We start from the raw sequence: 25,068 nt of genomic DNA, 5'->3' as shown, positions 1-25,068 counted from the left end.
AGAGCGGTCGGCGGCTCGGGTAGACCATAAAAACCGAAAAATTGAAAATCACAACGAGGAAGAAAATATGAAAAAAAAATTAGCCGCTTACGCCCTGACTTTGATCGCAATCGATGCAGTTGGCGTTGCATCGGCCGGCACGGGTTTCAAACTGAATATCGGCAGTTTAGTGTGCGATGGCGATGTAACCGGAATAGCACAGCAAGAATGTCCCAGCGGAGTGGGGACGTGCAAGGTGCAGTGTCAATTATTAAACGCCGACGCCCTGTATAATTGTCAAAACCCGGGCGGCAATACCGGCGGTGTCGGGCAGCCGTTTACGGAAAACGTTTCGTTCAGCAGCGAACTGGTAGCCTTTACCGATACCCTGAACGGCGGCACCGGAAGCGAGCACGTCAGCATGACCATTACCGATTCTCAAACGATCAATACGCTCGAACCGTACTGTGAACAACAGAACCCGAATTGGTCCGTAGCTACCGAAGCCGGTATTTGTCCAAACGACGATCCGGGATATCTCCGTCCCGTCATGGTCGTCAAGAGTACCCAGATGTTAATCACGGCTACGGATACCCAAGGCGACGTTACCTATTATAACTCGGATTGTCAACTTGCCCCGATCTACTATAACCAATCCGACGCGGCGCTTTTAAGCGGAGCTCCGTATTGCCCAGCAGATATTACTTACACCTGTTCGAATACCAAAAAATTGAACCTTAAATAATCAACAGCCGTGCCGTCTGTTAACCGATGCTCTCCCGGAACCGGCAGGATCGTCGACCGGGGGGCCCGACAGGGGCTCAAACCCGGACGATTTTGCTTCGAATCTTTTCGGTCCCGATTCGCACAGGCGGAATGGATGAAAATCTTTCCCGTCATGACGCCCTTTCGCTTTTAAAAAAAGATGGGCTTAAAACCCATCTTACTCGGTGTCTTTTAAAGCATCCGTGCTATGCCGTGAATGATTCGGCCGATTGAATTCGGTCCTTACCGATCGCTTTCCAGGACTATCAACCATCTAAAATGAAACAGATCATTTTTTCTCTTTTTTCAACCGTCCAGCCCCGGATGGTGCGTTTATTTCGGCTGCTGGGCCGATTGCTGCTCAATACGGATCGCAGCGAAAGGCAACGCGTGTTGGCAACCGTGCGGCAATGGATTAATGCCGGAATCTCTTATTTTCAACACAGACTTTCCGCGTTTAAAATCAAAAAAACGGCGCATTACAGCCACATCATCGTTATCGTCAGCCTGCCTTTGTTGTCCGGTTTTTTTCTTTATCTGGAGCACGTTACGCACTATGAATTTCTGCTCCATGCGGCCGCCATCCCATTAGAAATACTGGTCGGCGCGATTCTGGTCGAACAATACCTGGCGGTCAGCGAAAAAGTGCGGCGCGCACGGCAATTGATGCTGATCAAAAGCTGCCTGTTCCGGACCGAATTGCGCACGCTCTATCTGACCAATTTCGGAGCGCTCGACTATCCAAAAATCAGTCTTTTCGGCATCAGCGAAGCCGGCGTCGATCAGTTGAAAGCTTGGCTTCTCGAGGTGGATAATGCCAGATACCGTTCTTCGGAGGCCATGGAAGCCGTCGTCATGGAATACGTGAACGCCTACCCAGCGTTCAACCGTTTCCTCGAATGGGCGATCAGCAATGATTTCGAACGGATATTCCATGACATGATCATGCTGATGCATTATATTCACGATGCCCAGTTGTTCAAAAGCCTGCACCCGGACGAAATGTTCATCAGCAAGGCGCTTGAAAATCCGGAACTGATGCAGCGAACCCAAACCGTTCTCACCGACGGCCTCAAGAGCTTTTTGAAATTTTGTATTGAGCTGAAGGAATCCGAGCCCGACGTATTCTCCATGTTGATGGACGACTTTCAAGCATCCGATCGGCTAAAGCTCGAACCTCAGAAATTCGGTACGCTCCGTTAAAGGACTGAAACAGGAGTGATTTTTAGTTTAATTTTATAGTCCTCCCCTTTTCCTGGAGTACAGCGATGCGCACATTGCTCAGTTTTTGCGAAGACCTCCCCGAAAAAACCTTTGACGCGGGCGAAGCGTTGCTTACGGAAGCAGGCGAGGATAAGAACCTTTACATCCTGATCGAAGGCGAAGTGGAAGTCCTAAAAGGCGAGACTCAGGTCAATATCCAGTCCGAGCCCGGCGCGATCTTCGGCGAACTGGCGGTCCTGCTCGATGTTCCCCATACCGCCACGGTTCGAGCCGTATCTCCGTCGAGGTTCCACTTGGTCGAGGACGCCGAAGCATTTCTTCGGTCTCACCCGGACCTGACTTTCCAGTTGGCCAAGCTTCTGGCCAAGAAACTGAACAGCATTACGACCTATCTGGTCGACCTGAAAAACCAGTTCGAAGACCGGCAGGACCATCTGGGCATGGTGGACGAAGTCCTGGAAACCCTGCTGCATCAGCCGGTCGGGGAGCATGCGCCGGGATCGGAACGCTATCCGGACGAAACTATCTGAGCCAGACCGGGAACTCGGTCAGGGAAGGCACCGGCCGCAACAGCGGCTGATCCAGAGTGACGGTCTCCGCACCGGCCAGAGAGAACCACAAGGCTGCCTGCTCCTCGGTATCCAGTATGACATGGGTAGGGCACGGTCCCATTTGCCGGCCCGCATTGAAAATCCAGGTGGATCCGATCCGGTCCACCCAGGAGCCGCCTTTCCGGAAAGGCGACTGGTGGATATGGCCGGCCAACACCATGTCGGGCGAATAGCGCCGAATCCACTGAAGAAGCTGCGCATCGCCGAAGTACTGCCGGCCTCCCCAACTGGTCGGCGAGGCGTCGGGCGGAGCGTGATAGACCCATACCCATCGTTCTTTGGGGATTCGACTGTCGCGTTCGAGCTGCTCCCCCACCCTGGCGCTGCTTTCAGGACCATCCCACCACGGACAGATCGTAAACAGGGTGCGGTCGAGCATCAGACAATCTTCATCGGTCGGTACGCCGAACTGCCGCGCCTTCAAGATCCATTTCGAGTATTTCTCGCCGGATGCGTTTCGAGCGTCGAGGTCGTGATTTCCGGAACAGACGATCAGCCGGGTCTTGGCGCAAAGCCTGCGAAGATAGGCCAACACGACCGTGATCTGCGCCCCGACGTCGACCGTCGAAGAAATATCGAGATGATCTCCGGCGATCACGATGACGTCGAAGGTATCCGCTTCCTTCAGCACCCAGTCGAACTGCTTGAGGGTGTAATGGAGGTCGGAGACAAGAAGGCACCTCATGGCTCGACCGGGCAATCAAAATCGGGAATCGGCAAGCGCGGGCGGGCACGGGAGGCTAGGGTCATAATCCGCTTGTTATTGTCGTTGAAATAACGGAGGATTTATAAAGTACAGGAGGACGGTACGGGTGTCAAATGGACACAAGGCATTCCCCTGTGAATGCGGAAACAGTCTGAATTTGAGCGGGCAATTAAGTATGGGTTTGGGTTGCGGCTGTTTCTGGCTGTCCCGGTTCGGCCAGGAAGAAACAGTCCTATGATTTCCGTGAAGGACTGCTTCTCTTGCAAGCGGACATTCAATTTTAAAAGGCATACGTGAATCGGGATGAAACTTTACCTACCAAGCCGAGGGCGCCGCGCGTTGTTCGCGGCGCCCCTCTCCAGTACCTCGTTAGGCGCATTACCGCATTGTGAACCTGTCACTTCATGTACGCTGCGTGCCGGTTACTCAGTTAACGCGAGAATACTATTGCGGACTTGAAGTCCGTGATGCCGCGCCCTCTCTTGAACGAGGATGAGATACTTACAAGCACGGTATGTCCGGGCTGTTGGACTGTGACCTGCACGGGTTGCCCGTGATCGTCACCACGCCTGCGGCCTGGAACGCATTCGTGATCGCTTTTACTGCACCGGAGCCAATAATTTCGATGTTGTCGTTTGCTTTTATGTTATTTGCCTGAACCGTTGCATCTCCTGCTTCGGCTTCGATGAGAACGTCGTCGCCCGAGATTATCGTACTGTTTTTTACCGTTACATTGCCCAGTTGCGAAGTAATCTGCACGTCAGAATCCCCGGGCGGCTCTGTAGTAAGAACGCTTGAAATAATTTTAATTTCGCCGGTTGGTTCAAGCTCTTTGACATCACAGCCGCCGTTCGGTGGATCCACGAACGTGCTATGACTGATGTCGACCAACTGAAATCCGAACATATCCGAATCGCAGGCGTTGATTTTCGAGTTCGTGATGATGAGTGAGCTCGTATCGCCACCAATGAAATTGACGCGCTTGCCATTCGTGACGCTGACATTCACGTTTTGCAGCCTTAGCTTGACCCCGTCGTCCACCTCGATGGTGCAGGTTTGCTGGGTATCCTCCGCTTGCAGGGTCACGCGCTCGTTCTTGACCGTCGTGTCCTGGGTAACCGTGATGGTGGCATCCCCATCCGCCGCACAGGCATCGAAGAATCCCGCCCACGCCACCGACCCATTCCCCATCGCTATTCCAATGACCAGAATCATGATCATGAATTGTTCACGTTTGACCCTGGTCTGCATAATCTTCTTCGTGCTCATATTCATCTCCTCATTTTCTTATGGTTCGAACTGCCATTCATTAAAAGTATTGTTAATGCACAATCATAAGCCTCACCTCCCTCTTTTCGATACGAGATGCCCAAAAGTAATCAAACAGTTTCTGTATATCTTCCATTTTTCGAGGCAATTTTGCAACGAATCTTTGATGTTAGCCGGATACGCTAACCGCCTATCATCCTAAAACGGGACGATAAACGGAACCGGATTCATGACATGCAGCCAGTTCAATCCGGAGAATGCCGATTATTCGTCTATATAAAGGTCAATTTAGATCATCATTGAGAAGGTGCGGGACAGCAAGGCGGAACTTGGAGCGACGCAGTAGATTGATTTGAAAACTAATTTTTTTTATCTCTGCCTTTCTTCTCTTTCTCTCAATCATTCCTTAGGCAGTAATCAACAAATTTTTTCATTTCCTTTACTTTCCGGAAGATAAATTTTACGGTTTTTTTACAGCCCTTTCTTTTAGACTGTCCGCAGTTAAATTTAGCGATCCGGCATGACAACAGGCCTGTTAGCCTGTATCGAAATTCAGCCTTCATATTTTGATAAGGAGGATTTATGGACCTTCTCTATTTCCTGCTCACCGCCGCTTTCTTCGGCGTCACTATTCTGCTGGTTTATGCCTGTGAAAAATTGAGAGGCCGGTCATGAGCTGGATCTATCTTCTGAGCTGCGTTCTGGCAGTGGCCATTTTCGTTTACCTGTTGGCCGCCCTGTTTTATCCGGAGAAATTCTGATGACTGCCAATGGTTACATACAAATTGCATGCTATGTGATTACTCTGCTGACTCTGGCAAAACCGTTGGGCTGGTACATGGCCAGGATTTACGAGGACAAGCCGGCCGGGTTGAACCGGTGGCTAGCGCCGCTGGAAGCGCTGATTTACCGCTTCAGCGGAGTCGTCCCGAAACAGGAGATGGGCTGGACCGAATACGCCGCCGCGCTGCTGGTATTCAATCTGCTGGGGATGCTGGCGGTGTTTGCCTTGCAGCGGCTTCAGACTTATCTGCCGTTGAATCCGCAATATCTGGACGGCATCGCTCCGGATTCGGCCTTCAACACGGCCGTCAGCTTCGCCACCAATACCAACTGGCAAGGCTACGGCGGCGAAACGACGATGAGCTATCTCACCCAGATGGTGGGGCTGACCGTGCAGAATTTCGTTTCCGCCGCCACCGGCATGGCCGTTCTGGTCGCGCTGATCCGGGGCTTCATCGGGCGCAATCAGGACACCCTCGGCAATTTCTGGGTCGATCTGACCCGCAGTACGCTGTACATCCTGCTGCCGCTGTCGCTGCTTCTGGCCTTATTGCTGGCCGGCCAGGGCGTCGTGCAGACGTTCGGCTCCTATCAAACAGTCGCCTTGGTCGAACCGGCCGTTTACGAACAGCCGAAACCGGGCGCGGACGGCCGGCCGGTCATGGTGCGGGTCGAAATCAAGAAACAAACCCTCGCGGTGGGGCCCGCCGCTTCGCAGGTCGCCATCAAGCAGCTCGGTACCAACGGTGGCGGTTTTTTCAACGTCAATTCGGCGCATCCTTTCGAAAACCCGACGCCGCTGTCCAATTTTCTGGAAATGCTGTCGATTCTGCTGATTCCGGCGGCCCTCTGTCATACCTTCGGGACGATGGTCGGGGATACCCGCCAGGGTTGGGCGATTCTGGCCGCGATGACCGTGGTCTTTGTCGCGCTGATTTTTGTAACGGTGCCGGCCGAGCAAAGCGGCAACCCTGCCCTGGCGGCCTTGGCCGTCGATCAGTCGGTAAATGCAGCGCAATCCGGCGGCAACATGGAAGGCAAGGAAACCCGCTTCGGCATCGTCAATTCGGCGTTGTGGGCGGTCGCCACCACGGCGGCCTCCAACGGTTCGGTAAACTCGATGCACGATTCCTTCACGCCCGTCGGCGGACTGGTTCCGATGTGGCTGATGCAATTGGGCGAAGTGATCTACGGCGGCGTCGGCTCGGGTTTGTACGGCATGATCGTGTTTGCGGTCGTCGCGGTGTTCGTGGCGGGGCTGATGATCGGACGCACGCCGGAATATCTCGGTAAAAAGATCGAGGCTTATGAAATGAAGATGGCCGCCGTCGTGATTTTGATTCCGCCGTTGATGGTCCTGGGCGGCAGCGCGCTCGCCGTCATGCTCGACGCGGGCAAGGCGTCCGTTTTCAATCCGGGCACCCACGGCTTCAGCGAAGTGCTCTATGCCTTCTCGTCGGCGGGCAACAACAACGGCAGCGCTTTCGCAGGTCTGTCGGCGAACACGCCTTTTTACAATGTCGCGCTCGGACTGGCGATGCTGTTCGCCCGCTACTGGTTGATCGTGCCGGTGCTGGCCATGGCCGGCTCGCTCGCCGCCAAGAAAATCGTGCCGGCCGGTCTCGGCACGCTGCCGACCCATACGCCGCTGTTCGTGGCGCTCTTGATCGGCACCGTGCTGCTGGTCGGCGCTCTGACTTTCGTTCCGGCGCTGGCATTGGGGCCGGTAGTCGAGCACCTGCAGATGATGAACGTCCATTGAAGGACGGCAAGGAGAATCCAATGAATAAACCGTTTCTTTCAAGTTCCGTGGATAAGCCGGCTCCAAGAGACCGCCGGAAGAAGCAGGCCGGCAAAAAGCACGTTGCCGCCTCCCTGTTCGACACTCGAATCCTTCAGGACGCCGTCGCGGATTCTTTCCGCAAGCTGACGCCGAGACAGCAGTGGAAAAATCCGGTCATGTTCGTCGTTTACATCGGCAGTTTCTTAACGACGCTGCTTTGGCTTCAAGCGGTGACCGGAAAGGGCGAAGCGCCGGCCGGCTTCATTCTGGCCGTGGCCTTATGGCTGTGGTTCACCGTGTTGTTCGCCAATTTCGCCGAAGCGGTGGCCGAAGGACGCAGCAAGGCGCAGGCTTCCTTTCTGCGCAGCGCCAAGCGCGACATCGCCGCGAAAAAGCTCGACGAGCCGCGCTTTGGATCGAATTATTCGAAAGTAGCGGGATCAAGCCTTAGAAAAGGCGATACGGTGCTCATCGAAGCCGGCGATTTCATTCCGGGTGACGGCGAAGTCATCGAAGGCGTCGCGTCGGTGGACGAGAGTGCGATCACCGGCGAAAGCGCGCCGGTGATTCGCGAATCAGGCGGCGACTTCAGTTCGGTGACCGGCGGCACCCGCGTGCTGTCGGACTGGCTGGTGGTGCGCATCAGCGCCAATCCGGGCGAAGCCTTCCTGGACCGGATGATTGCCATGGTGGAAAGCGCCAGGCGCGGGAAGACGCCGAACGAAATCGCCCTGACCATTCTGTTGGTGGCGCTGACCTTGATCTTTCTGCTCGCCACCGTCACACTACTGCCTTACTCTCTTTATGCGGTAGATACCGCCGGCGCCGGCCAGCCGATCAGCATTACCGTGCTGGTCGCGTTGCTGGTGTGCCTGATCCCGACGACGATCGGCGGGCTCTTGTCGGCGATCGGCGTGGCGGGCATCGGCCGGATGATGCAGAAAAACGTCATCGCAACCTCCGGCCGGGCCGTGGAAGCGGCCGGCGACATCGACGTCCTGCTGCTCGACAAGACCGGCACGATCACCCTCGGCAACCGTCAGGCGGCGGCCTTTATCCCGGTCATGGGCGTTTCCGCCAGGGATCTTGCCGATGCCGCGCAACTGGCGTCGCTCGCGGACGAGACGCCGGAAGGCCGCAGCATCGTCGTTCTGGCCAAGCAGACGTTCGGCTTCAGGGAAAGGGACATTCATTTCCTGGGCGCGACCTTCGTCCATTTCAGCGCGCAAACGCGAATGAGCGGAGTGAACGTCGAAGGCCGCCAGATCCGCAAAGGCGCACAGGATGCCATTCGCGCCTACGTTGAAGACCTGCGCAGCCAATTTCCTCCCGAGCTGCAGAAAATGGTCGACGACGTGGCCCGCCGCGGCAGCACGCCGCTGGTGGTCGCCGACGGCGGGCGAGCGCTGGGCGTCATCGAGCTGAAAGACATCGTCAAAGGCGGAATCAAGGAACGCTTCATCGAGATGCGCCGGATGGGCATCAAGACCGTCATGATCACCGGCGATAACCGCCTGACGGCCGCGGCGATTGCCGCCGAGGCCGGAGTCGACGACTTTCTGGCCGAGGCTACGCCGGAAATGAAGCTAAAGTTAATCCGGCAGCATCAGGCCGAGGGCCATTTGGTGGCGATGACCGGAGACGGCACCAACGACGCCCCGGCGCTGGCCCAGGCCGATGTTGCGGTAGCGATGAATTCGGGCACACAGGCGGCCAAGGAAGCGGGCAACATGGTCGATCTCGATTCGAATCCGACCAAGTTAATCGAAATCGTCGAAACCGGCAAACAGATGCTGATGACGCGTGGCGCCCTGACGACATTCAGCCTGGCCAATGACGTCGCAAAATATTTCGCGATCATCCCGGCGGCCTTCGCCGGCACGTACCCGGCCTTGAACGTCCTGAACGTGATGCATCTGGCGACGCCGGCAAGCGCCATCCTGTCGGCGGTCATCTTCAATGCGCTGATCATCGTCGCCTTGATTCCGCTGGCGTTGAAGGGCATCCGGTACCGGCCGGTCGGCGCTGAAAAGCTGCTGCAAAACCATCTCTTGATCTACGGTCTCGGCGGCCTGATCGTGCCCTTTATCGGCATCAAACTGATCGATCTGGCATTGGCCGCGCTGAATTTCGTTTAAAAGGAGTCCACCTGATGACCAAGCATCTGAAACCGGCAATTCCGCTGTTTATCCTCCTGAGCCTGATCACCGGCGTCGTGTATCCGGCGCTGGTAACCGTCTTGGCGCAGCTTCTGTTTCCCAACCAGGCTAACGGCAGTCTGATCATCGACGCTTCCGGCAAAAGCATCGGTTCGAAGTTGATCGGCCAGCCTTTCAGCGATCCGAGCCATTTCTGGGGGCGTCCTTCGGCCACAAGTCCTTTTTCCTATAATGCCGGAGCTTCCGGCGGCTCGAACCTTGGGCCGACCAATCCGACTCTGCCGGAGGTCGTTAAAACCCGCATTGAAGCGTTAAAAGCGGCCGACCCCGGCAACGATGCGCCGGTTCCGATTGATCTGGTGACGGCCTCGGCGAGCGGCCTCGATCCCCACGTCAGCCCGGCCGCGGCGGAATATCAAATCAGCCGGGTCGCCAGGGCGAGGCATATCGATCCGGAAGAGCTCAGGGCCTGCGTGGCTCGACATACCGAGCCGCGGCAGTGGGGACTGTTCGGGGAACCTCGGGTCAACGTTCTGGCGTTAAACCTGACGCTGGACGCCGGTCAAACTCGAACGGGAAGCGCGCTGAAATTCGAGTGCGATTGATCCGATACCGTCCGAAAAAACGAAAGCGCAGGATGCCGGCGACGATTTAATCCCTCTTCCGACACCGACGCAGTAAATAAATGAGCCGCTATAAATCCTTTCCGCCTCCGGGTACACTACCGCTTTCTTTAGTCGCCGATGACTTAGCGGCATGCGGCAGGAAACCGGCCATTCCGGAGGAGGAAATTTTGGACGCGATCGATAACCGCATGGTCATGAAATGCGTGGCCTATCAAAACGGCATCCATATCGGAGAAGTGACCATCAAAGCCATCAGCGACGTACTGAAACGGGAAAATACTTTTGTCTGGCTGGGCTTGCGCGAACCCAACAGCGAGTTGCTGACCCAAGTACAGCGGGAATTCGATCTGCATGATCTGGCGATCGAAGACACCAGTACGGCGCATCAGCGTCCGAAAATTGAAGAATACGGCGAATCGCTGTTTTTGGTGCTGCATACCGCCCAACTTGAAGAAGACCGGGTCAGGTTCGGGGAAACTCATCTGTTCATGGGGCCGCGTTTTCTGATTACGGTCCGGCACGGCTCTACCCAAAGCCACAGTCAGGTCAGAAAACGCTGCGAAAGTATGCCGCAGCAATTGGCGAAAGGGCCGGGATTTGCAATGTATTCGATCATGGATTTTATCGTCGACAATTACGTCCCGGTCATCGAGGGCCTGCAGAAACGCTTCGACGAGTTAGAGTCGGCGATTTTTCAATACCGGCCGAGCCGGCAAACCCTGGAAGGTCTATACCAATTGAAGCGCGAACTGCTCTTGCTGGAAAGCGCCATTACTCCGGTCATCGATATCTGCAATCAATTGATGCATCATCATGAAGGACTGATTCCCAAGGAGATCAGAATCTATTTCCGCGATATTGCCGATCATATTCAACGCATCGACCAGACCATTCACAGCATGCGCGAGATGATGATCGCTGCGATGCAGGTCCATCTGACCTTTGAAACTGTAAGGCAGAACGAAGTGGTCAAACGGCTGGCCGGCTGGGGAGCGATCCTGGCCATTCCGACCATGGTGTTCAGTTGGTACGGCATGAATTTCAGACACATGCCGGAGCTGGACTGGGAATACAGCTATCCGCTGATAGTCGGCGGCGTGGCCATAGGCAGTGTGCTGCTCTATAGACGTCTGAAAAGAGCCGGCTGGCTTTAATCGACTTTTTAATCGGAAATAAAAGCCCCTACAAATGAACACCGACCGTCCCGATCCGGACGCACTATTAGCCCGCGTCGAACGAAACAAAGCCAAGGCCCGGCGCGGCCGGCTGAAGATATTTTTCGGCGCGGCGGCAGGTGTAGGCAAGACCTATGCAATGCTGCTGGCAGCCCGGGAGAGGCGCGCCGAAAACATCGACATCGTCGCCGGCCTGGTGGAAACGCACGGCCGCCAGGAAACCGCCGGACTTCTGGAAGGACTGGAGGTGCTGCCGCCCATGCAGATAAACTACCGGGGAACCTCGCTGCGGGAGTTCGATCTGGACGGCGCGCTCAAGCGCAAGCCTTCGATCGTTCTGGTGGACGAACTGGCGCATACCAATGCGTCGGGCTGCCGACATCCCAAACGCTGGCAGGACATTGAAGAACTGCTCGATGCCGGTATCGACGTTTATACCACGCTGAACGTGCAGCACCTGGAAAGCCTCAACGACGACATCGGACAGATTTCCGGCGTCCGGGTCCGGGAAACGGTCCCCGATATGGTCTTCGACGAAGCGACCGAAGTCGAACTGGTGGACCTGCCCCCCGACGAACTGCTGGTTCGGCTCAAGGAAGGTAAGGTCTACCTGCCGCAGCAGGCACAGGAAGCCGTCCGGAATTTTTTCCGCAAAGGCAATCTGATCGCTCTGCGGGAGCTGGCGCTTCGGCAGACCGCCCACCGGGTCGACGCCCAGATGCTGGATTATCGGGAGAATAATGCGATCCGCGAAGTCTGGCCGGTCAGCGAACGCATCATGGTCTGCATCGGTCCCAACGCCCTGGCGGAACGCCTGGTCCGCGCCGGCAAGCGGCTGGCCAACAGCCTGCGCGCCGAATGGCTCGTGGTTTACGTCGAAACGCCCGAGCTTCAGCGCCTGCCGGCCGAACAACGCGACGGCGTGCTGCGCATTCTGCGTCTGGCCGAACAGCTCGGGGCCGAAGCGGTCACGCTGAGCGCGCCCGAGATGAGCACGGCCCTCATCCGGTTTTCCAACGAGCGGAACATCACCAAGATCGTGATGGGCAAACCGACCCGCAAAGGCCTGAAACGGCTTTTGTTCGGCTCGATTGTCGATACCTTGATCAATCATGCGCACAATATCAACCTGTATCTGCTGGGCAGCCCTCGAAAAAGCAATGGCGACGGCGACAAGGCGGAGTCGGCGCTTTACCGCAAAAGCCCTCTTCCGGGTTTGACTTCGAGGATTCCGTCGCGGAAAAAAAACGTCTATATCGGCTATGTCTGGGCCGTCGCCGTGACCGTTTCGATCGCTTTTTTGGGCCATCTTATATTCGGCAAGCTCCAGTTGGCCAACGTGGTCATGGTATTTTTACTGGGCGTGGTGTTCATCGCCACCCGCTTCGGCAAAGGCCCTTCGATTCTGGCTTCCTTTCTCGGAGTCGCTCTGTTCGACTTTTTCTTCGTCACTCCCTACCTGAGCTTTTCGGTATCCCACAGCCAGTATCTGGTCACCTTCTTTGCCATGCTGACGGTGGCGATGGTGATCAGTCATCTGACGGCCAACATGCGCTCGCAGGCCAAGGTGGCCGCCCACCGTGAACGCAGGGCCACCGTTCTATATACGATGAGCAAGGATCTGGCCACCCGCCAGACCGAGGATGACATCGTGCGCGCCGCGGTGCGCCACCTGTACGCCGAATTCAGCAGCCGCAACGTCATCCTGTTTCCCGACGCCGGCGGTCGCATCGTCTATCCGAAAGGCCAAAGCCTGCCGGAATCCTTGCGCGGCGCCGACCTGAGCATCGCGCAATGGGTGCTGGACCATAACGAGATTGCTGGCCAGGGCACCAATACTCTGCCGGGCGCGGAAGCGGTGTATTTTCCGTTGAGCATCGATCATTCGGTGCTCGGCGTTTTAGCCCTGCTGCCTGTCAATCTGCGCCGGATATTCCTTCCCGAACAACAGAAACTGCTGGAAACTTTCCTCCGGCAAATCGCCCAGGCGATCACGCGAGTCCGGCTGTCCGAGCAGGCCAGAAAAACTCAGGTGGCGATGGAAGCCGAGCGCCTGCGCAACTCGCTGCTCAGTTCCATTTCCCATGACCTGCGCACTCCTTTGGCCACCATTGTCGGTTCGGCCAGCACGCTGGTGGAAGACAACGGCAGGCTCAAGCCCGAGGACAAGCTCGACCTGACCTGGGCCATTTACGACGAAGCGCAGCGGATGTCGAACCTGGTCAACAATATTCTCGACATGGCCCGGCTGGATACCGGGGTTATTGCGCTGAACAAGCAATGGCATCCGGTGGAGGAAATCATCGGCACGGTACTGACCCGCTTGCAGAAAGCTCTGCAGCAGCGACCGATAAAGGTCGAGATTCCACCGGGAATACTGATGATCTATGCGGATTCGGTAATGATGGAACAAGTGTTGATCAACCTTCTGGAAAATGCGCTGCGTTATACGCCGGCCGGCAGCGCCCTGGATATTACCGTTCATCCATTGCCTTCCGCCGTCGAGATTGCGGTGGGTGATGCGGGCCCCGGAATCCCCAAGGGAATGGAAAACCGTTTGTTCGAAAAATTTTTCCGGGTTCGGAACGAAGGCGCGCAAAGCGGCGTCGGCCTGGGTCTGGCCATTTGCAAGGCAATCGTCGACGTTCACGGCGGCGCGATAAAGGCACAAAACCGGCCGGGCGGCGGCGCCGTGTTCACTTTCAGTATTCCGCTCGATCATAAGCCGCCTGCGATGGAGCCTGTTGAATAAGAAGCCGGAGAGATCATTCCGCTATGGCAAACAACAACCCAATACTGGTGATCATCGAAGACGACCCGCCGATCCGCCGTTTTTTGCGCACCAGTCTTAGCGCCTACGGTTTTACCGTGCACGAGGCGGAAAACGGCCGGCAAGGCATCGTCGAGGCGGGTGTGCGCAAGCCCGATCTGGTGATCCTCGATCTGGGCCTGCCCGACATGGACGGGGTGGACGTGATCAAGGCGATCCGGGAATGGTCCATGATGCCGATCATCGTGCTGTCGGCCCGCGACGCCGAGCAGCAGAAAATTGCCGCGCTCGATGCCGGCGCGGACGACTATCTGACCAAACCGTTCGGCCTGGGCGAACTGCTCGCTCGCCTTCGCGTGGCGATGCGCCATTCGGCAAGGAATCCGGAATCCTCCCAGGCGGAGGTCTTCGTCAGCGGACAGCTCAAAGTCGATCTACTGAAGCGCCAGGTGCATCTTAGCGATCAAGAAGTCCATCTGACGCCGATCCAATACCGGTTGCTGTCGGTCCTGGTCAAAAATGCAGGTAAAGTGCTGACCCATCAATACATTCTTAAAGAAGTTTGGGGACCGTCCTATGCCGAAAACTCGCATTATCTTCGTATCTACATGAGCCAGCTTCGGCAAAAACTGGAAGCCGATCCGGCTCAGCCGCAGTATTTGCTGACCGAATCCGGTGTCGGCTATCGGCTTAAGGTCTGAGGCTTCTCTTATTGCCGGCGACGAAACATCCCGTTTGCCATCACCGGTTCGATGAGGTACCTTTAGGAAAAAATCCTCCCCCTTGTTCGCTCCGGAAGGTCCGAAGTTTATCTCAAAGAGAAGAATGAAATGTGAAACGTCTATTTTTTGCCTTATGGCCCGATGAAAGCACCCGCCAGGCCTGCGCCGAGGTCGTCAAACCCTTGAAGCGCGCCGGCGGGAAACGCGTCCTGCCGGAAAACCTCCATGTAACCCTGGTATTTCTGGGCAGCGTCGACGAGGCAACCGAAGCCGCCTTGATCTCGGCCGCAAACGCCATCGTCGTCCCGAAATTGACCATTACTTTCGATCGGCTCGACTTCTGGCGCAAACCCCACATTCTATGCCTGACCGGTCGAACCGAAGGCAGCGAGCTCAAGACGCTGGTTGTCGAATTGAATGCGGTATCGCAGGTTCTGGGCATCGAGACCGATACACGGCCTTATACGCCGCACGTCACGCTGATCCGGAAAATCAAGGACGCCAAGCCCATCACGTTCGAACCCATCGTCTGGCAGTCCGATTCGTTTTGTCTGGTCGAGTCGCACACGCTTCCGGAAGGGGTCGAGTACCGGGTGATCAAGGAATGGGGAAACAATGCAAAAAGCCGTTTTTCGACCTTTTGAAGAATGGTATTGCAAGAGCGTCTACAGACTTGGCGGTATCCTGTAGGCCATCCAAACAGTGAAAAGGAGGCAAAAAAGAGTAGCATCCTATTTATGTTTCTTTTATGTAAAGGAGCGTTTACTATTCAAAGGTCTGCCCCGCTTACTGAAACCAACGGCACCACCCACAGCGGATTCAATTCGTTTTTTGAAGCAATCATTACCCAGCGGTGTTCCGGAATGCAAACTCGCGCGGATTAACTCAAGTTCATCAGGATCGATCGCCGTTTTAAACAACCCTTGATAGCCCGCTTGCCGTGCCTCGGGGGTTTACCCAGCGACAAATAAAGTAGGCTGGGTTGGAGCTTTGCGGAAACCCAGCACAACAACACCTCGATAGGCTGGGTTTCGCTCCTTAACCCATATATGGACTCCTCCCCAATTGCAAGCCAAGATTGATCAGAAATGATGTTCCCAACAGAAATCGAGATTGCCGCCAACTATTCGGCCTCTTGGTGAAGGTGTTTATTTAACCTTCGGGCCCTGATGATGCTATCCGCGCGCTTTTGTCTCTACCAACCTACCGATTTCCAAGAATCTCTGGGTTGAACGGACTTCAAAAGCACCGGTCTGACCTGTTGAATGCCATCACTTTGAGGATCTTGCCTCCGCAATCTGTTAAACTCGTTTATCTCACCGGAATGAGGGTTATACCCACGGGGCACCTTGTCCACGCTTGACCCAACGCCGGAACCCTGCCATCGCGTGGAGGCGTTGGGGCAAGGGTGGATAACCCGGCCTTCATGCCGCTAGGCCGTTTTCGGCACATAATCACTCCCACCGGTCGCCAGCGCCCAGATGATCCGGGCATTTTTGTTCGCCAAGGCCACGGCCGCCTTGTTGAAACCTCGGCGCTCGACCCAGCGCTGGAGCCACAGGCTCAAAGGATCACTTTTATCGCCACAGTATTTCAGCACCGCCCGCGCCCCGTGAACAAGCAAGGTCCGCAACGACCGGTTGCCACGCTTGCTGATGCCCAGCAAGACCTGTTTGTCGCCGCTGCTATGTTGTCGGGGCACCACGCCCAGGCTGGCCGCATAATCCCGGCTCGAACCATAGCCCTTGCCGTCACCGACATCCGCTGCGGCTAAAACAGCCGTCAAAGGGCCGATACCCGGTATGTCGATCAGGCGCCGGCTCAAAGCATTTTGCAGACAGACCGCCGTGATTTCCCGGTCCAGAGCCGTGATCGCTTCGTCCAAGGCTTTCAAGGCGTGATACGGCTCGGCAAATAACCGGCGGCCCAGTGCGCTAAGGTCATTATCGCCATCCTCCAGAATACCCGGCAGTTGTTTTCTGAGCTGATTCACGCTACGCGGCAACACGACACCGCGTTCAGCCAGATGGCCGCGCAGTTGGTTGACCAAGGCCGTACGCTCGTCCACCCGGCCTCGACGGATACCATGTAACATGGCCAAGTCTTGCTGCTCGATGGCTTTGATCGCCACCGTGCATTTGTTCGGCTGACAGGCGGCCGTGAAAATGGCTTCGGCATCGTTGAAATCGTTTTTGTTGCCGACCACGAAGGCCTTCACGAAACGGGCATTCAATAGCACTACCTCATGCCCCAACGTTTGGAACATCCTCGCCCAATGGTGTGCGCCGCCGCAGGCTTCCATCGCGATCAAGCTCACAGGCAATTGCGCCACAAACGCCGACAGTTCCGACCGTTTCAATTTCTTTTTTACGGCTTTGCCGTCTTTCATCGTGACCAAATGAAACACTTGTTTTGCAATATCCAAACCCACTACGTTACGATTCATCTCGGACTCCTCTTTGCCCTGTTTAATTTAGCTTGATGCATGGTGACACCGTTAGAGGGTGAGGAGGAGTCCATGTCATCAATATATCCTTTTGCTTTAAATTGACTGTCTACTAGACATCATAGATATTAGATTACGACCCCATTAGAAACCATGGGGCATATTAAAGCGGATATAGGCACAAGATAAAATACGTGCGAACACGTACGTGAAACCCCATAGCCGGCACCCAAGGGCAAGGAAAGGTTCAATCAGGCCGGGGCCGGGGCGGGAGATGAAAGGCTGTCGGCCGATGTTTAATTCTCAATCGGGCCGACTTCCGGCGAATTGCTTGGTTCCGCGAAAGCATATCCCTATCGCGTTCGAAGGCGGCTTGCCCCCTCGGTCTCCTGCCTTTCAGTCGTCCGGTTCCGTATCATCCGGCTCAATATCCGGCGAGCCCGGTCCCGGTTGGCGGGGCCGAATCTCCTGGCTTTGCACATACATATCGCTCCAATGGCTGATCCGGCTTTCGATGAACTTGCGCGCTTCTTCGGGAGTGTAGCTCCCTTTTTCCTTGCTCTTGGTCTTGGCCCATTCGTTCATCTCCGAGGAGATAATCTCATTGTACTCATCGTGCCCTCCAGCATGCTCGGTTATGTTCAGCAGACGGCCGTTCTTTTTTCCGTTAAATTCAAAGCCTCCGATGACCGCCGCCTGGGCCACTTCGTTATTTTTTAAGACGACGACGGGTACCAAGTGATGAGCGAAAAGATTGGGCGCTACATTGCCCCAAGCGGCCCGCAGATGGTCCCGTTGGCTAATGGCGCGAAGAATGATGGCGGCGTTGTCACCCCATTTCTTCTTGAGCCGTGCCATCACGCCGATTTTTTTTAAGCGCTCGCGCTTCTTCTTGGCTTTTTTCCGGGCTTCTTTCTTTTCGTCCGTGCCCTTGTCATGAGTGCCGCGTTCCTTTATGCCTTTGCTGTCATCACTCGGCTCGTCCTGCTTGGCCTTCGGCTTTTTCTGCGACTTGAGTTGGGATGCTTCCTCTTCCTCGCCCGTATCTTTGCCCGGCTTGTTTTTGGGTTTTTGTTTTTGCTCTAACAGGGTGAATGCGGTTGCTTCTTCCTCTTCGAGCTTTTTCGGATGAGAAGATGCGGCGGGTGAACTCTGGGAACCCGTAGAGACGGCAGCCTGTGGAGCTTCGGGATGACTTTGCGCCTGAGCACTCTGCAATCGATTGGCCAAATCCCGCCCCGCCTGCAATTCCAGGGCAATAGCCTGATGGTCGTAGCCGCGGTTGGACGGGTTGGCACCGGTTCCGGAAGAGTCGGAAGCTTCGCCGGCTTGGGGTTCCGTGGACGGTTTCCTCGGGTCAAGCTCCTTACTCAAATCATTGTCATCGGATTTCTCCTGCTCATAAGGCGTGCTCTCTCCCGCGGTTTCTTCCTCGGGAAGTTTCTTATCTTTCTTGCCGCGCTTGACGGCCTTCATGCCAAGATCCGCGGCCTTGCTGGTGACGGCGCCGATGATGGCGTCGTGGAATTTATCAGCCAGTATTTTAGCCAGCACCTTGGCGGCGATGTGAAGATCGTCCGGAGCCGAGCCCTTCACGTGCATAATGATACAGGCGATGGCATGGCGAACGCGCATGCGCTCGGCTTCGCCTTCGAAAAGGTCGTATGCCGTCGAAGCCAGATTGATAAGGGGAATGACCTTGGCGCCGATTTTCTTGATCAGGTAATTGCGGATCTTCTCCTTCACCTTTTCGATGACGATGGTCTTGCCGATGTTCTTGGCCAGCTCCTCCCAATTCTTATAATCCTGCCTGCCGAGCTTTTCGATTTCCCGGACCATGTAGGGGACCACCGTTTCCGCGAGCTCCGGGAATTTTTCCTCCAGCAAATCGATGCTGATGTCCTGGCGCTGAAACGCCGAAGGCACCACGATGGAAGCCGCATAGGCATATCCGAGATTTATGAGATATGCCTGGATTTTCTCCTGAAACTCATGCGGAGTTCGGATGCCGCCTCCGTGATTCTCCACAAAGCCGCCGATGCCGCCGAAGAGCAGTTTCTTGATCGTGTCGTCGTCAAGCCGGAAGCTCCCATCGCCATAACGCCTGACGCTTAAGTACAGCCCCGGCGGTTCCAGGTGGCGTTCCATCACCGAGCCGGGAGGCGGCACCAGGATGGGGTAGTCAAATCGTCCGGCCAACGTGTAGGGCTCGCCGATAGCGTCAAGAACGACGGAATAAACGCTGTGATAAAGAATGACTTCGGTCTGCTTGATGACGGGCTGATTTTCGAAAGCGGGATTCACGACCACGCCGGTTTGCATCCGTATTTTTCCCAGGGTGACTCCCGACAGGCGCGCGATGGCCTTTTTCACAGCGGGGGTAGCGTCGAGGCCGCGCTGGAAAAGCTGCATATTCACGATTGCGAGGTCGAGCCGTTCCAGCGAAGCGTTCAGCTTATCCTGCAGCGACTCCTGTTCGGAAATAGGATCGGTAGCTTCAATGACGGGGATGGGCTCGAGGATAACCGCGTTGCCTTTCTTATGCGCCGCCAGAGTTTCCGTCCACTTTTTGTAATCGGAGAATGGATCGAGGTCGAGAAATTTTTGTGGTAGCGGCTTGCGATCGCGCGTATCAAAGGCAATGCGATACGGTTTTTGAGTGCGGGCCGCAAGCTCATCGCGGATGTCAACGAGGCGATTTAAAAATTTGAAATACAGTGCCGGATTCTTGCCCGCAATGGCGTAGAGGCTGCCTTGAATGGCCCAGGCCATTTTAAACAAACAAGGCGTACCGTCGAAACCGGGTGTGGAATAGCTGCCCGTCATCGTCCACAGGCGCTTAATTTCCGCGTCCGAAAGATTGGCGCTTGGTTCGAAACCCGGTATTTTGCCGCAGCCCCCCAAGACTATTCCATCTGCATCGATGGAGATGTCTTCCCTGTCCGGATTCTCAAAAGGGAGTCTCGCCTGGCCTAGCAGGATGTCGAAACCTGCCAGGGCTTTGTCCTCCGTGCCGCGCGCCGCCACTGCGATAGCGCCGGTAGCCGTCCTTCCCGCTACACCTCGCGGATCATCGTATTCGGGACCCAGCTTCGGCATGCATCTCCTTAAGGATTATCCACGTCGATGACAGGTCCGGCGCCGCCCTTAACAATGATCTTCTTTTCAACATCCGGATCTTCGCGTTCATTATTCAGCAGGCGCGCGGCAAAACGCAGGTTTTCAATTTCCATTTTCCGGACTTCGGCCTGCACTTTGTAAACGTCCCACTCGCGGTGCTTGAGTTTGAAGTCTTCGAGCAGAGACTTATCGGAAGGAAGCATTTCAATAAACAGAGAACCCGTAGGAACGATCACTTCATCGCCATTGCGCAGAGGGTCGGCCAGTAATTGCGTCAGCCATTCTTTCAACACCGGTTTTAGCCGTTCGTACTCCTCCGGTTTTTCGTGATGCAGACAGCAGATGTATTTTGAAAACTCTTCCAGATTGATATTGCTCAGTTGATCCGGATCCATCGCGCCAAAGGCTTCATCGATATAAGGTGCCGCCATTAACTCGGTCAGCGCATTGTGTTCCTTTAACGGAAAAATCATGTAATTGCCTTTGAAGCCCAGCATGGTGTCCAGATCGGCGACTTCCACCAGTTGCTTATACGCTACTTTGGGAGTTCCATCGGCATTACGGTCGATTTTTCCGTGCAGCCAGCCGTTGTATTTCTGTTTTCCCTCTTCCCGGAACTGCGCAAAAATATCTTCCGCTACACCATCTTCAACAATGCAGGTTCTGGTGGCTTCAAAATAAGGCACCATTACCTTGTAAAGCCGCATGAATCTTTGATCGGGAGGCTCCATGCTCCATATGGCCTGCATGTAGTACAAAATGTTTTCCTTGATATGGGTAATTAATCTCCTGGTCTGGGTAATCCGGTCCAGATGCTCCCGCATCACATCGTTATAATCTTTCGTCAACTGATGCAACGCATTGACTTCACGCTGCACCGAAAGCGCCATTTTTTCCGCCTTTTCCACCGCGTATTTGTGTTCGTCGGTCGCCGCCTGTTCAAGCGCCTTCGCCATTTCGGGGTCCGGCGGTTCGTCAGGCCGGCGGTTTGGATCATTCCACCACCACCACCATTTCCAGGTCCTTTTTTCATGCTCTTCGGTAATTCTTTCCTGAACGGCTCTCTCCATTGCCGCGTATTTATTTTCCACGTCCTGTTTGAGTTTTGAAAATTCGATTTGGAGAGTATTCACCAGCGTGCGCTGCTGCCTGAGATTTTTTCTCAGTTCGCGAATGGCAAAATTATCGCCGACATTTTTCTGGGCGATGTATTGCAGCGTATTTCTAAAACTATCATCCAGTAGCGCCCGGTTTATTATCCAGTCATGCGCGACAATCCAGGCTTCGGTAATCTGATCCGGGGAAGGCACCTGCTGGGCGACCAGAACCACGGGCATGACTCTGTAGAGTTGTTCCGATATCCGGTAGCGCCTTTGCAGTTCGTAAAACAAATAAGTCACCGACAGTTCATCGTTCGGATTGACAATAGTTCCGGATTCGCTATATTCCGAGTTAAAGGTTTCCTCGGTATCAATTTCGAAACTTCTTTCTTCCTTATATTCCTGGACGGCTTTCATTACCGCTTCCCGAAAATCTTTCTTGGCTTGCGAAGATTCTTTTTCCGCATCCTTGCCGAATGTGACCTGGGAGCTGATTTTTGAATAATCCAGCTTCACGCTCATGTTGAAATTCGATTTGTCGTGCGCTTTGGCGACGATTTCCGACTCGGCGCGGGAGGTGGTATTAATCTCCTGATGCAGCGAGGAATTGTATTTTTGAGCCTGTTTTCTAGTAATCTTGGAATTGATTGTCGTTTTCACCGAATACTTTCTTTCTTCTTTTGGAGAAAGCGGTATGGTTTTTACCAACTTCCCCGCCTGGTAAGAGAGCGGTTCCCACTTCTGGCGAAAGGTATTCATCAAGCCAAAATTAATGCTGTGATAATCCTTATCGGCAGCAAATACGGTAAATTCATATTTGGAAAGCAGCCTTTCCTGCAGTTCCTTGAGAAGCTGATTGGTTGTATAAGGGCTGTTGATTCGGATATTATCGATAATTCGCTCACCCTGATCTCTTAATACTGACGCAAGCGTTGCAAAATCCTGATGGGTTGCCTGGAAGGAAAGGGCTTGCGCTTCATAATAATTGATGTCCTTGGCCAGAGAGGCCAGCTTTATCTTATTATCATGAGTGAGCGCATCGTATTCAATGAAGGTGATATCAAAAGCCGTCGAGATTTCCGTAGGCACTTCTTCTTGGGTGTACCACCGTATATCGTCGAGTACCGCAACCATGATATTTTTTCTGGAACTGACAACTCCCTGCATTCTTTCCTGAATTGATTGCAACAGTCCTTTTTTGCCGGAGTTCTCAAGATCATTGTGTATCTTGTCCGTTAGATTAACCAGCGTTTCGTCCAGTAATTGGTGCCATACATAATCGAATGCGATTTGCAGCGAATGAAAATCATAGTAGTCAGTCACGAAGAAACACAAGGATACAGGCGAGCCAGTTTACGTCGTGCCTGTTGCGTCGTAAATCGCCAATTGACGGGCGTCGCCTTGGTGTTGCGCGGTAGGATATTGGCTTCGACCTCACGCCGGAGGCTCTCTGTGTCCGGTATCCGCTGTGATAAACACATGTTCGACAAGACGGCCAGTTCGATCTCAGCGATGTTTAGCCAACTGCCATGCTTGGGCGTGTAGTGGAACTCCAGCCGTCGCGCCAATTCACGGGCTTGCTCTGCTGGAAAGGCTTCATACAAAGACGCCATTTTATGGGTATTCAGATTGTCCAGCACCACCCGGATCACCGCCGCGTCCGGATAAAGTTCAGCGATATGCTTCATGCTGTGCGCGAATTCGATTTTGGTCCGCCGCGCGGTGATGTCCACCTGCCGAAAACCGCGTTTAGGTTCGCAGATCATCATCAAATCGCAGACGCCTTTCCGTTCATAGCCGGTGTCATAGCGGGCCGGTTGACCGGGCTCAGGCGGGAGAGGTTGGCGGACTTCCGCAATGAGTTGCTTCGGACTTTCGTCGAAACACACAACCGGGCGCAACGGATCGTAGGGTTCTTCATAAAGGTCCAGCACGTCTTCCATCGCCGCGACAAATTCAGCACTCACCTCGGGAATGCACCACTCTTGCTTCTGCCAGGGTTTGAGAGTGTTTTTTTAAAAGCTGACGGATGGTTTCATAGCTGCAACGGTCGGCATACGCTAATTCCACCACTTTGTCCGCCAACAACCGCAAGGTCCAGTGATCATGCCCTGTCGGCGCCTCACTACAAGCCAAGGCGATAATATGGGCGGCCTGCTTCTCCGTCAGTTTTGGGGCACGTCCTGGACGGGGGCGTTCTTTCAGGGCGGCTTCCGGGCCTTCTTCCACACACCGTTGGCGCGTCGTCAACACCATTGATTCCGAGACACCCAAAGCTTGGATAATGTCTTTATCCTGAATACCCGCTGCCGCTTTTAATAAAATTCGCGCGCGTGTCAGATGGCGTGCCGCGGCTTTTCCTTTGTTGATCATGGCTTCCAAGCCACGCTTTTCGTCTTCAGTCAGATTGACTTTGTATTTAAGAGCTGGCATTGCTTGACCTCAATCAGTAACCATCAATGCCACTATAGAGTGACTTACAAGCCCAATATATCCTTTTGATTTAAATTGACTGACTAATAGTATGCCGTGGTATCGGCCGGGCCTTTCTGAAGCAGAAAAGAATCCACCTTGGCCTGAACACTGCCAGGATCGGGTCTTTGCGATTTATAATCGACCACATTTTGAAATTGACTGGAATTCTTGTCCGCCAGTATCTTTTCAAGAAAAATGGGAATGTCGTGTGTTGTAATTCCGGTCGCGCCTTCGGCAGTTTCCGGAATCAGAGGATCCGGATCTTGATGCTGGCCAGTATCCGGAACAATTCCCGTATGCATTTCTGCACATTTGTCATCCGTTGATTTTTGGATGCAGTATTTGCTGATAGGATTATTGGAAAATAATATGGCGTTTATTCCCTTGTCGGTTTCCCTTTTAAAAAGAAGCTCCCGAATTTTATCTTCAGGGATATGGTAATAATACTTTTCGTCATATAGGAACTTATATTCTTGTAATGCCAGCTTTTCCTCCTGAGTTAAAACCAGGCTGATCTTAATCCCTTTGCCTGGAATGGGATTGTTTTCATCAAGATTATCAATGACCCCATCGATTTGATTTGCCCCTTTGCGGTAAACCTTTATTTGCACATCTTCAATGGTGTCCATGTTTTCCTTAACAAAATTATCCATTGAATTAAGGATACTCAAATTCGGCAAAACAGCTTCTTTTAGGGTTTTTCTTAACTCCTGCTTTTGTTCGCTTTCCAGTTCGGAAAACTCTTCATTAATTTTTTTGATACCTTCTTTCAGTCTTTTTTGATTGTCTTTCTTTTCACGGTAATTTTGAATTTTTTGATTCAAATTGTCCCGAAAAATGCCTTTATTGGCCAATAGCTCATTACTCAGTTTAATAATGTAGGATTCCCGAGTACCTGCATTGAGGCGTATGTGATTCGATAAATAAAGCAGTCGACTGTTTATATCCAGGCCCGGCTCTTCGGGCGCCAGCACCAACAGGACCAAGTCCGGTTTTTGTTCGGTGGTTTTGGGAGGGAGGTTGAAGTCTTTAGGAATGACGTCAAAAAGAAATTCTCCGGAAGCATCGGTAAGCGTTGAGCCGATTCGATCGCCCATCTTAAAAAGGAGAGATACATCAAAACCGGTATTTGTGCTGGTATTGAGCCCCGTTGCGGATTGCCGAAGCAAGGCGCCGTCGCTCCGTTCTTCCGGATCGCCCCAATTATCGATATCGAAAAGGATCACGAGTAAATCCGGAATTCCGGCTCCCGATTCCTTTACCAGGATTTTGCCGGAAACAATGTTCGAGATAAGTTCTGGTTTATCGGTGTTGATAGACATAATCCGGACCTGCTCATTTTTTGTTTAACAGCC

Annotated in this window: 18 protein-coding genes; 11 read left to right on the top strand and 7 right to left on the bottom strand. The window is 54.0% G+C overall.

The genetic code is table 11. The features are described from left to right. Positions 1–67 precede the first annotated feature (67 nt). From A3OW_RS0119945 to A3OW_RS0119935, 3 genes are all read left to right on the top strand, one after another. Positions 68–724 carry a hypothetical protein gene (locus A3OW_RS0119945; RefSeq protein WP_020565225.1) on the top strand — a complete coding sequence of 219 codons (657 nt, stop codon included), beginning with the start codon at positions 68–70 and terminating at the stop codon, positions 722–724. 299 nt (positions 725–1,023) lie between these two features. Continuing rightward, the gene (locus A3OW_RS0119940; protein WP_020565224.1) at positions 1,024–1,947 is read left to right on the top strand and encodes a hypothetical protein; all 924 of its coding nucleotides are present in this window, start codon (positions 1,024–1,026) and stop codon (positions 1,945–1,947) included. A gap of 65 nt (positions 1,948–2,012) precedes the next feature. Beyond that, a complete protein-coding gene (locus tag A3OW_RS0119935; protein WP_020565223.1) occupies positions 2,013–2,498 on the top strand; it encodes a cyclic nucleotide-binding domain-containing protein in 486 nt (161 codons plus the stop codon). On the opposite strand, the gene A3OW_RS0119930 is transcribed toward A3OW_RS0119935, so the two are convergent. Together A3OW_RS0119930 and A3OW_RS0119925 are read right to left on the bottom strand one after the other, a co-directional pair. Next, positions 2,491–3,264 (bottom strand): metallophosphoesterase family protein, encoded by a 774-nt coding sequence (locus A3OW_RS0119930; protein WP_020565222.1) that lies wholly within the window; start codon positions 3,262–3,264, stop codon positions 2,491–2,493. The two genes, A3OW_RS0119935 and A3OW_RS0119930, sit on opposite strands and share 8 nt — an antisense overlap. A 522-nt stretch (positions 3,265–3,786) precedes the next feature. After that, positions 3,787–4,554, bottom strand: a complete 768-nt coding sequence (locus A3OW_RS0119925) for a hypothetical protein (RefSeq protein WP_033411817.1) — start codon at positions 4,552–4,554, stop codon at positions 3,787–3,789. Positions 4,555–5,225: 671 nt separating this feature from the next. Between A3OW_RS0119925 and kdpF the strand changes: the two genes are divergently transcribed. The 8 genes from kdpF (at position 5,226) to thpR (ending at position 15,216) form a co-directional block, all read left to right on the top strand. Next, positions 5,226–5,315 carry a K(+)-transporting ATPase subunit F gene (kdpF, locus tag A3OW_RS25530; RefSeq protein WP_020565219.1) on the top strand — a complete coding sequence of 30 codons (90 nt, stop codon included), beginning with the start codon at positions 5,226–5,228 and terminating at the stop codon, positions 5,313–5,315. Beyond that, complete coding sequence (gene kdpA, locus A3OW_RS0119910; RefSeq protein ID WP_020565218.1) at positions 5,315–7,099, top strand: potassium-transporting ATPase subunit KdpA; 1,785 nt, start codon at positions 5,315–5,317, stop codon at positions 7,097–7,099. The genes kdpF and kdpA overlap by 1 nt, the downstream gene beginning before the upstream one ends. 20 nt (positions 7,100–7,119) lie before the next feature. Next, on the top strand, positions 7,120–9,258 hold the full coding sequence (kdpB, locus tag A3OW_RS0119905) for a potassium-transporting ATPase subunit KdpB (protein ID WP_020565217.1): 2,139 nt from the start codon (positions 7,120–7,122) through the stop codon (positions 9,256–9,258). A 14-nt stretch (positions 9,259–9,272) separates the two neighbouring features. Continuing rightward, on the top strand, positions 9,273–9,884 hold the full coding sequence (kdpC, locus tag A3OW_RS0119900) for a potassium-transporting ATPase subunit KdpC (RefSeq protein WP_020565216.1): 612 nt from the start codon (positions 9,273–9,275) through the stop codon (positions 9,882–9,884). An 80-nt stretch (positions 9,885–9,964) separates the two neighbouring features. Continuing rightward, positions 9,965–11,059, top strand: coding sequence for a magnesium/cobalt transporter CorA (gene corA / locus A3OW_RS0119895; protein ID WP_020565215.1), 1,095 nt, complete (start codon positions 9,965–9,967; stop codon positions 11,057–11,059). A 34-nt stretch (positions 11,060–11,093) separates the two neighbouring features. Next, complete coding sequence (locus tag A3OW_RS0119890) at positions 11,094–13,832, top strand: sensor histidine kinase (RefSeq protein ID WP_020565214.1); 2,739 nt, start codon at positions 11,094–11,096, stop codon at positions 13,830–13,832. Positions 13,833–13,855: 23 nt separating this feature from the next. Then, on the top strand, positions 13,856–14,551 hold the full coding sequence (locus tag A3OW_RS0119885) for a response regulator (protein ID WP_020565213.1): 696 nt from the start codon (positions 13,856–13,858) through the stop codon (positions 14,549–14,551). A gap of 131 nt (positions 14,552–14,682) precedes the next feature. Beyond that, entirely contained in the window at positions 14,683–15,216 is a 534-nt protein-coding gene (thpR, locus tag A3OW_RS0119880) for an RNA 2',3'-cyclic phosphodiesterase (RefSeq protein WP_020565212.1), read from the top strand. Between the two features lie 788 nt (positions 15,217–16,004). Here the strand turns inward: thpR and A3OW_RS0119875 are convergent. The 5 genes from A3OW_RS0119875 to A3OW_RS0119850 all read right to left on the bottom strand — a co-directional run bounded on the left by A3OW_RS0119875 (position 16,005) and on the right by A3OW_RS0119850 (position 25,035). After that, positions 16,005–17,018: an IS110 family RNA-guided transposase gene (locus tag A3OW_RS0119875; protein ID WP_020565211.1), complete on the bottom strand. Its 1,014-nt coding sequence runs from the start codon at positions 17,016–17,018 to the stop codon at positions 16,005–16,007. 396 nt (positions 17,019–17,414) lie between these two features. Next, positions 17,415–20,117 carry an AHH domain-containing protein gene (locus A3OW_RS0119870; RefSeq protein WP_026223752.1) on the bottom strand — a complete coding sequence of 901 codons (2,703 nt, stop codon included), beginning with the start codon at positions 20,115–20,117 and terminating at the stop codon, positions 17,415–17,417. Positions 20,118–20,125: 8 nt separating this feature from the next. Continuing rightward, on the bottom strand, positions 20,126–22,561 hold the full coding sequence (locus tag A3OW_RS0119865) for a DUF2225 domain-containing protein (protein WP_157385943.1): 2,436 nt from the start codon (positions 22,559–22,561) through the stop codon (positions 20,126–20,128). Further along, positions 22,558–23,671, bottom strand: a protein-coding gene (locus tag A3OW_RS27375) for an IS630 family transposase (protein WP_085984322.1) whose coding sequence is annotated in 2 segments (ribosomal slippage) — positions 22,558–23,245 and positions 23,244–23,671 — 1,116 coding nt in all. Because the reading frame shifts where the segments join, the coding sequence is not laid out codon by codon here. The genes A3OW_RS0119865 and A3OW_RS27375 overlap by 4 nt, the downstream gene beginning before the upstream one ends. 83 nt (positions 23,672–23,754) lie before the next feature. After that, the gene (locus A3OW_RS0119850) at positions 23,755–25,035 is read right to left on the bottom strand and encodes a hypothetical protein (protein WP_020565208.1); all 1,281 of its coding nucleotides are present in this window, start codon (positions 25,033–25,035) and stop codon (positions 23,755–23,757) included. Between the last annotated feature and the right edge of the window lie 33 nt (positions 25,036–25,068).

Origin of the sequence: Methylosarcina fibrata AML-C10 (assembly GCF_000372865.1) — a bacterium.
Taxonomy (GTDB): Bacteria; Pseudomonadota; Gammaproteobacteria; order Methylococcales; family Methylomonadaceae; genus Methylosarcina; species Methylosarcina fibrata.
This window is presented reverse-complemented; position numbering and strand designations above follow the sequence as displayed.

Coding starts and splice junctions, on each gene's coding strand:
- A3OW_RS0119930 (WP_020565222.1), bottom strand. CDS start 3,264: ATGAGGTGCCTTCTTGTCTCCGACCTCCATTACACCCTCAAGCAGTTC.
- A3OW_RS0119875 (WP_020565211.1), bottom strand. CDS start 17,018: ATGAATCGTAACGTAGTGGGTTTGGATATTGCAAAACAAGTGTTTCAT.
- A3OW_RS0119850 (WP_020565208.1), bottom strand. CDS start 25,035: ATGTCTATCAACACCGATAAACCAGAACTTATCTCGAACATTGTTTCC.
- A3OW_RS0119925 (WP_033411817.1), bottom strand. CDS start 4,554: ATGAGCACGAAGAAGATTATGCAGACCAGGGTCAAACGTGAACAATTC.
- A3OW_RS0119945 (WP_020565225.1), top strand. CDS start 68: ATGAAAAAAAAATTAGCCGCTTACGCCCTGACTTTGATCGCAATCGAT.
- A3OW_RS0119890 (WP_020565214.1), top strand. CDS start 11,094: ATGAACACCGACCGTCCCGATCCGGACGCACTATTAGCCCGCGTCGAA.
- kdpA (WP_020565218.1), top strand. CDS start 5,315: ATGACTGCCAATGGTTACATACAAATTGCATGCTATGTGATTACTCTG.
- kdpC (WP_020565216.1), top strand. CDS start 9,273: ATGACCAAGCATCTGAAACCGGCAATTCCGCTGTTTATCCTCCTGAGC.
- kdpB (WP_020565217.1), top strand. CDS start 7,120: ATGAATAAACCGTTTCTTTCAAGTTCCGTGGATAAGCCGGCTCCAAGA.
- kdpF (WP_020565219.1), top strand. CDS start 5,226: ATGAGCTGGATCTATCTTCTGAGCTGCGTTCTGGCAGTGGCCATTTTC.
- A3OW_RS0119935 (WP_020565223.1), top strand. CDS start 2,013: ATGCGCACATTGCTCAGTTTTTGCGAAGACCTCCCCGAAAAAACCTTT.
- A3OW_RS0119885 (WP_020565213.1), top strand. CDS start 13,856: ATGGCAAACAACAACCCAATACTGGTGATCATCGAAGACGACCCGCCG.
- A3OW_RS0119870 (WP_026223752.1), bottom strand. CDS start 20,117: ATGCCGAAGCTGGGTCCCGAATACGATGATCCGCGAGGTGTAGCGGGA.
- corA (WP_020565215.1), top strand. CDS start 9,965: ATGAGCCGCTATAAATCCTTTCCGCCTCCGGGTACACTACCGCTTTCT.
- A3OW_RS0119940 (WP_020565224.1), top strand. CDS start 1,024: ATGAAACAGATCATTTTTTCTCTTTTTTCAACCGTCCAGCCCCGGATG.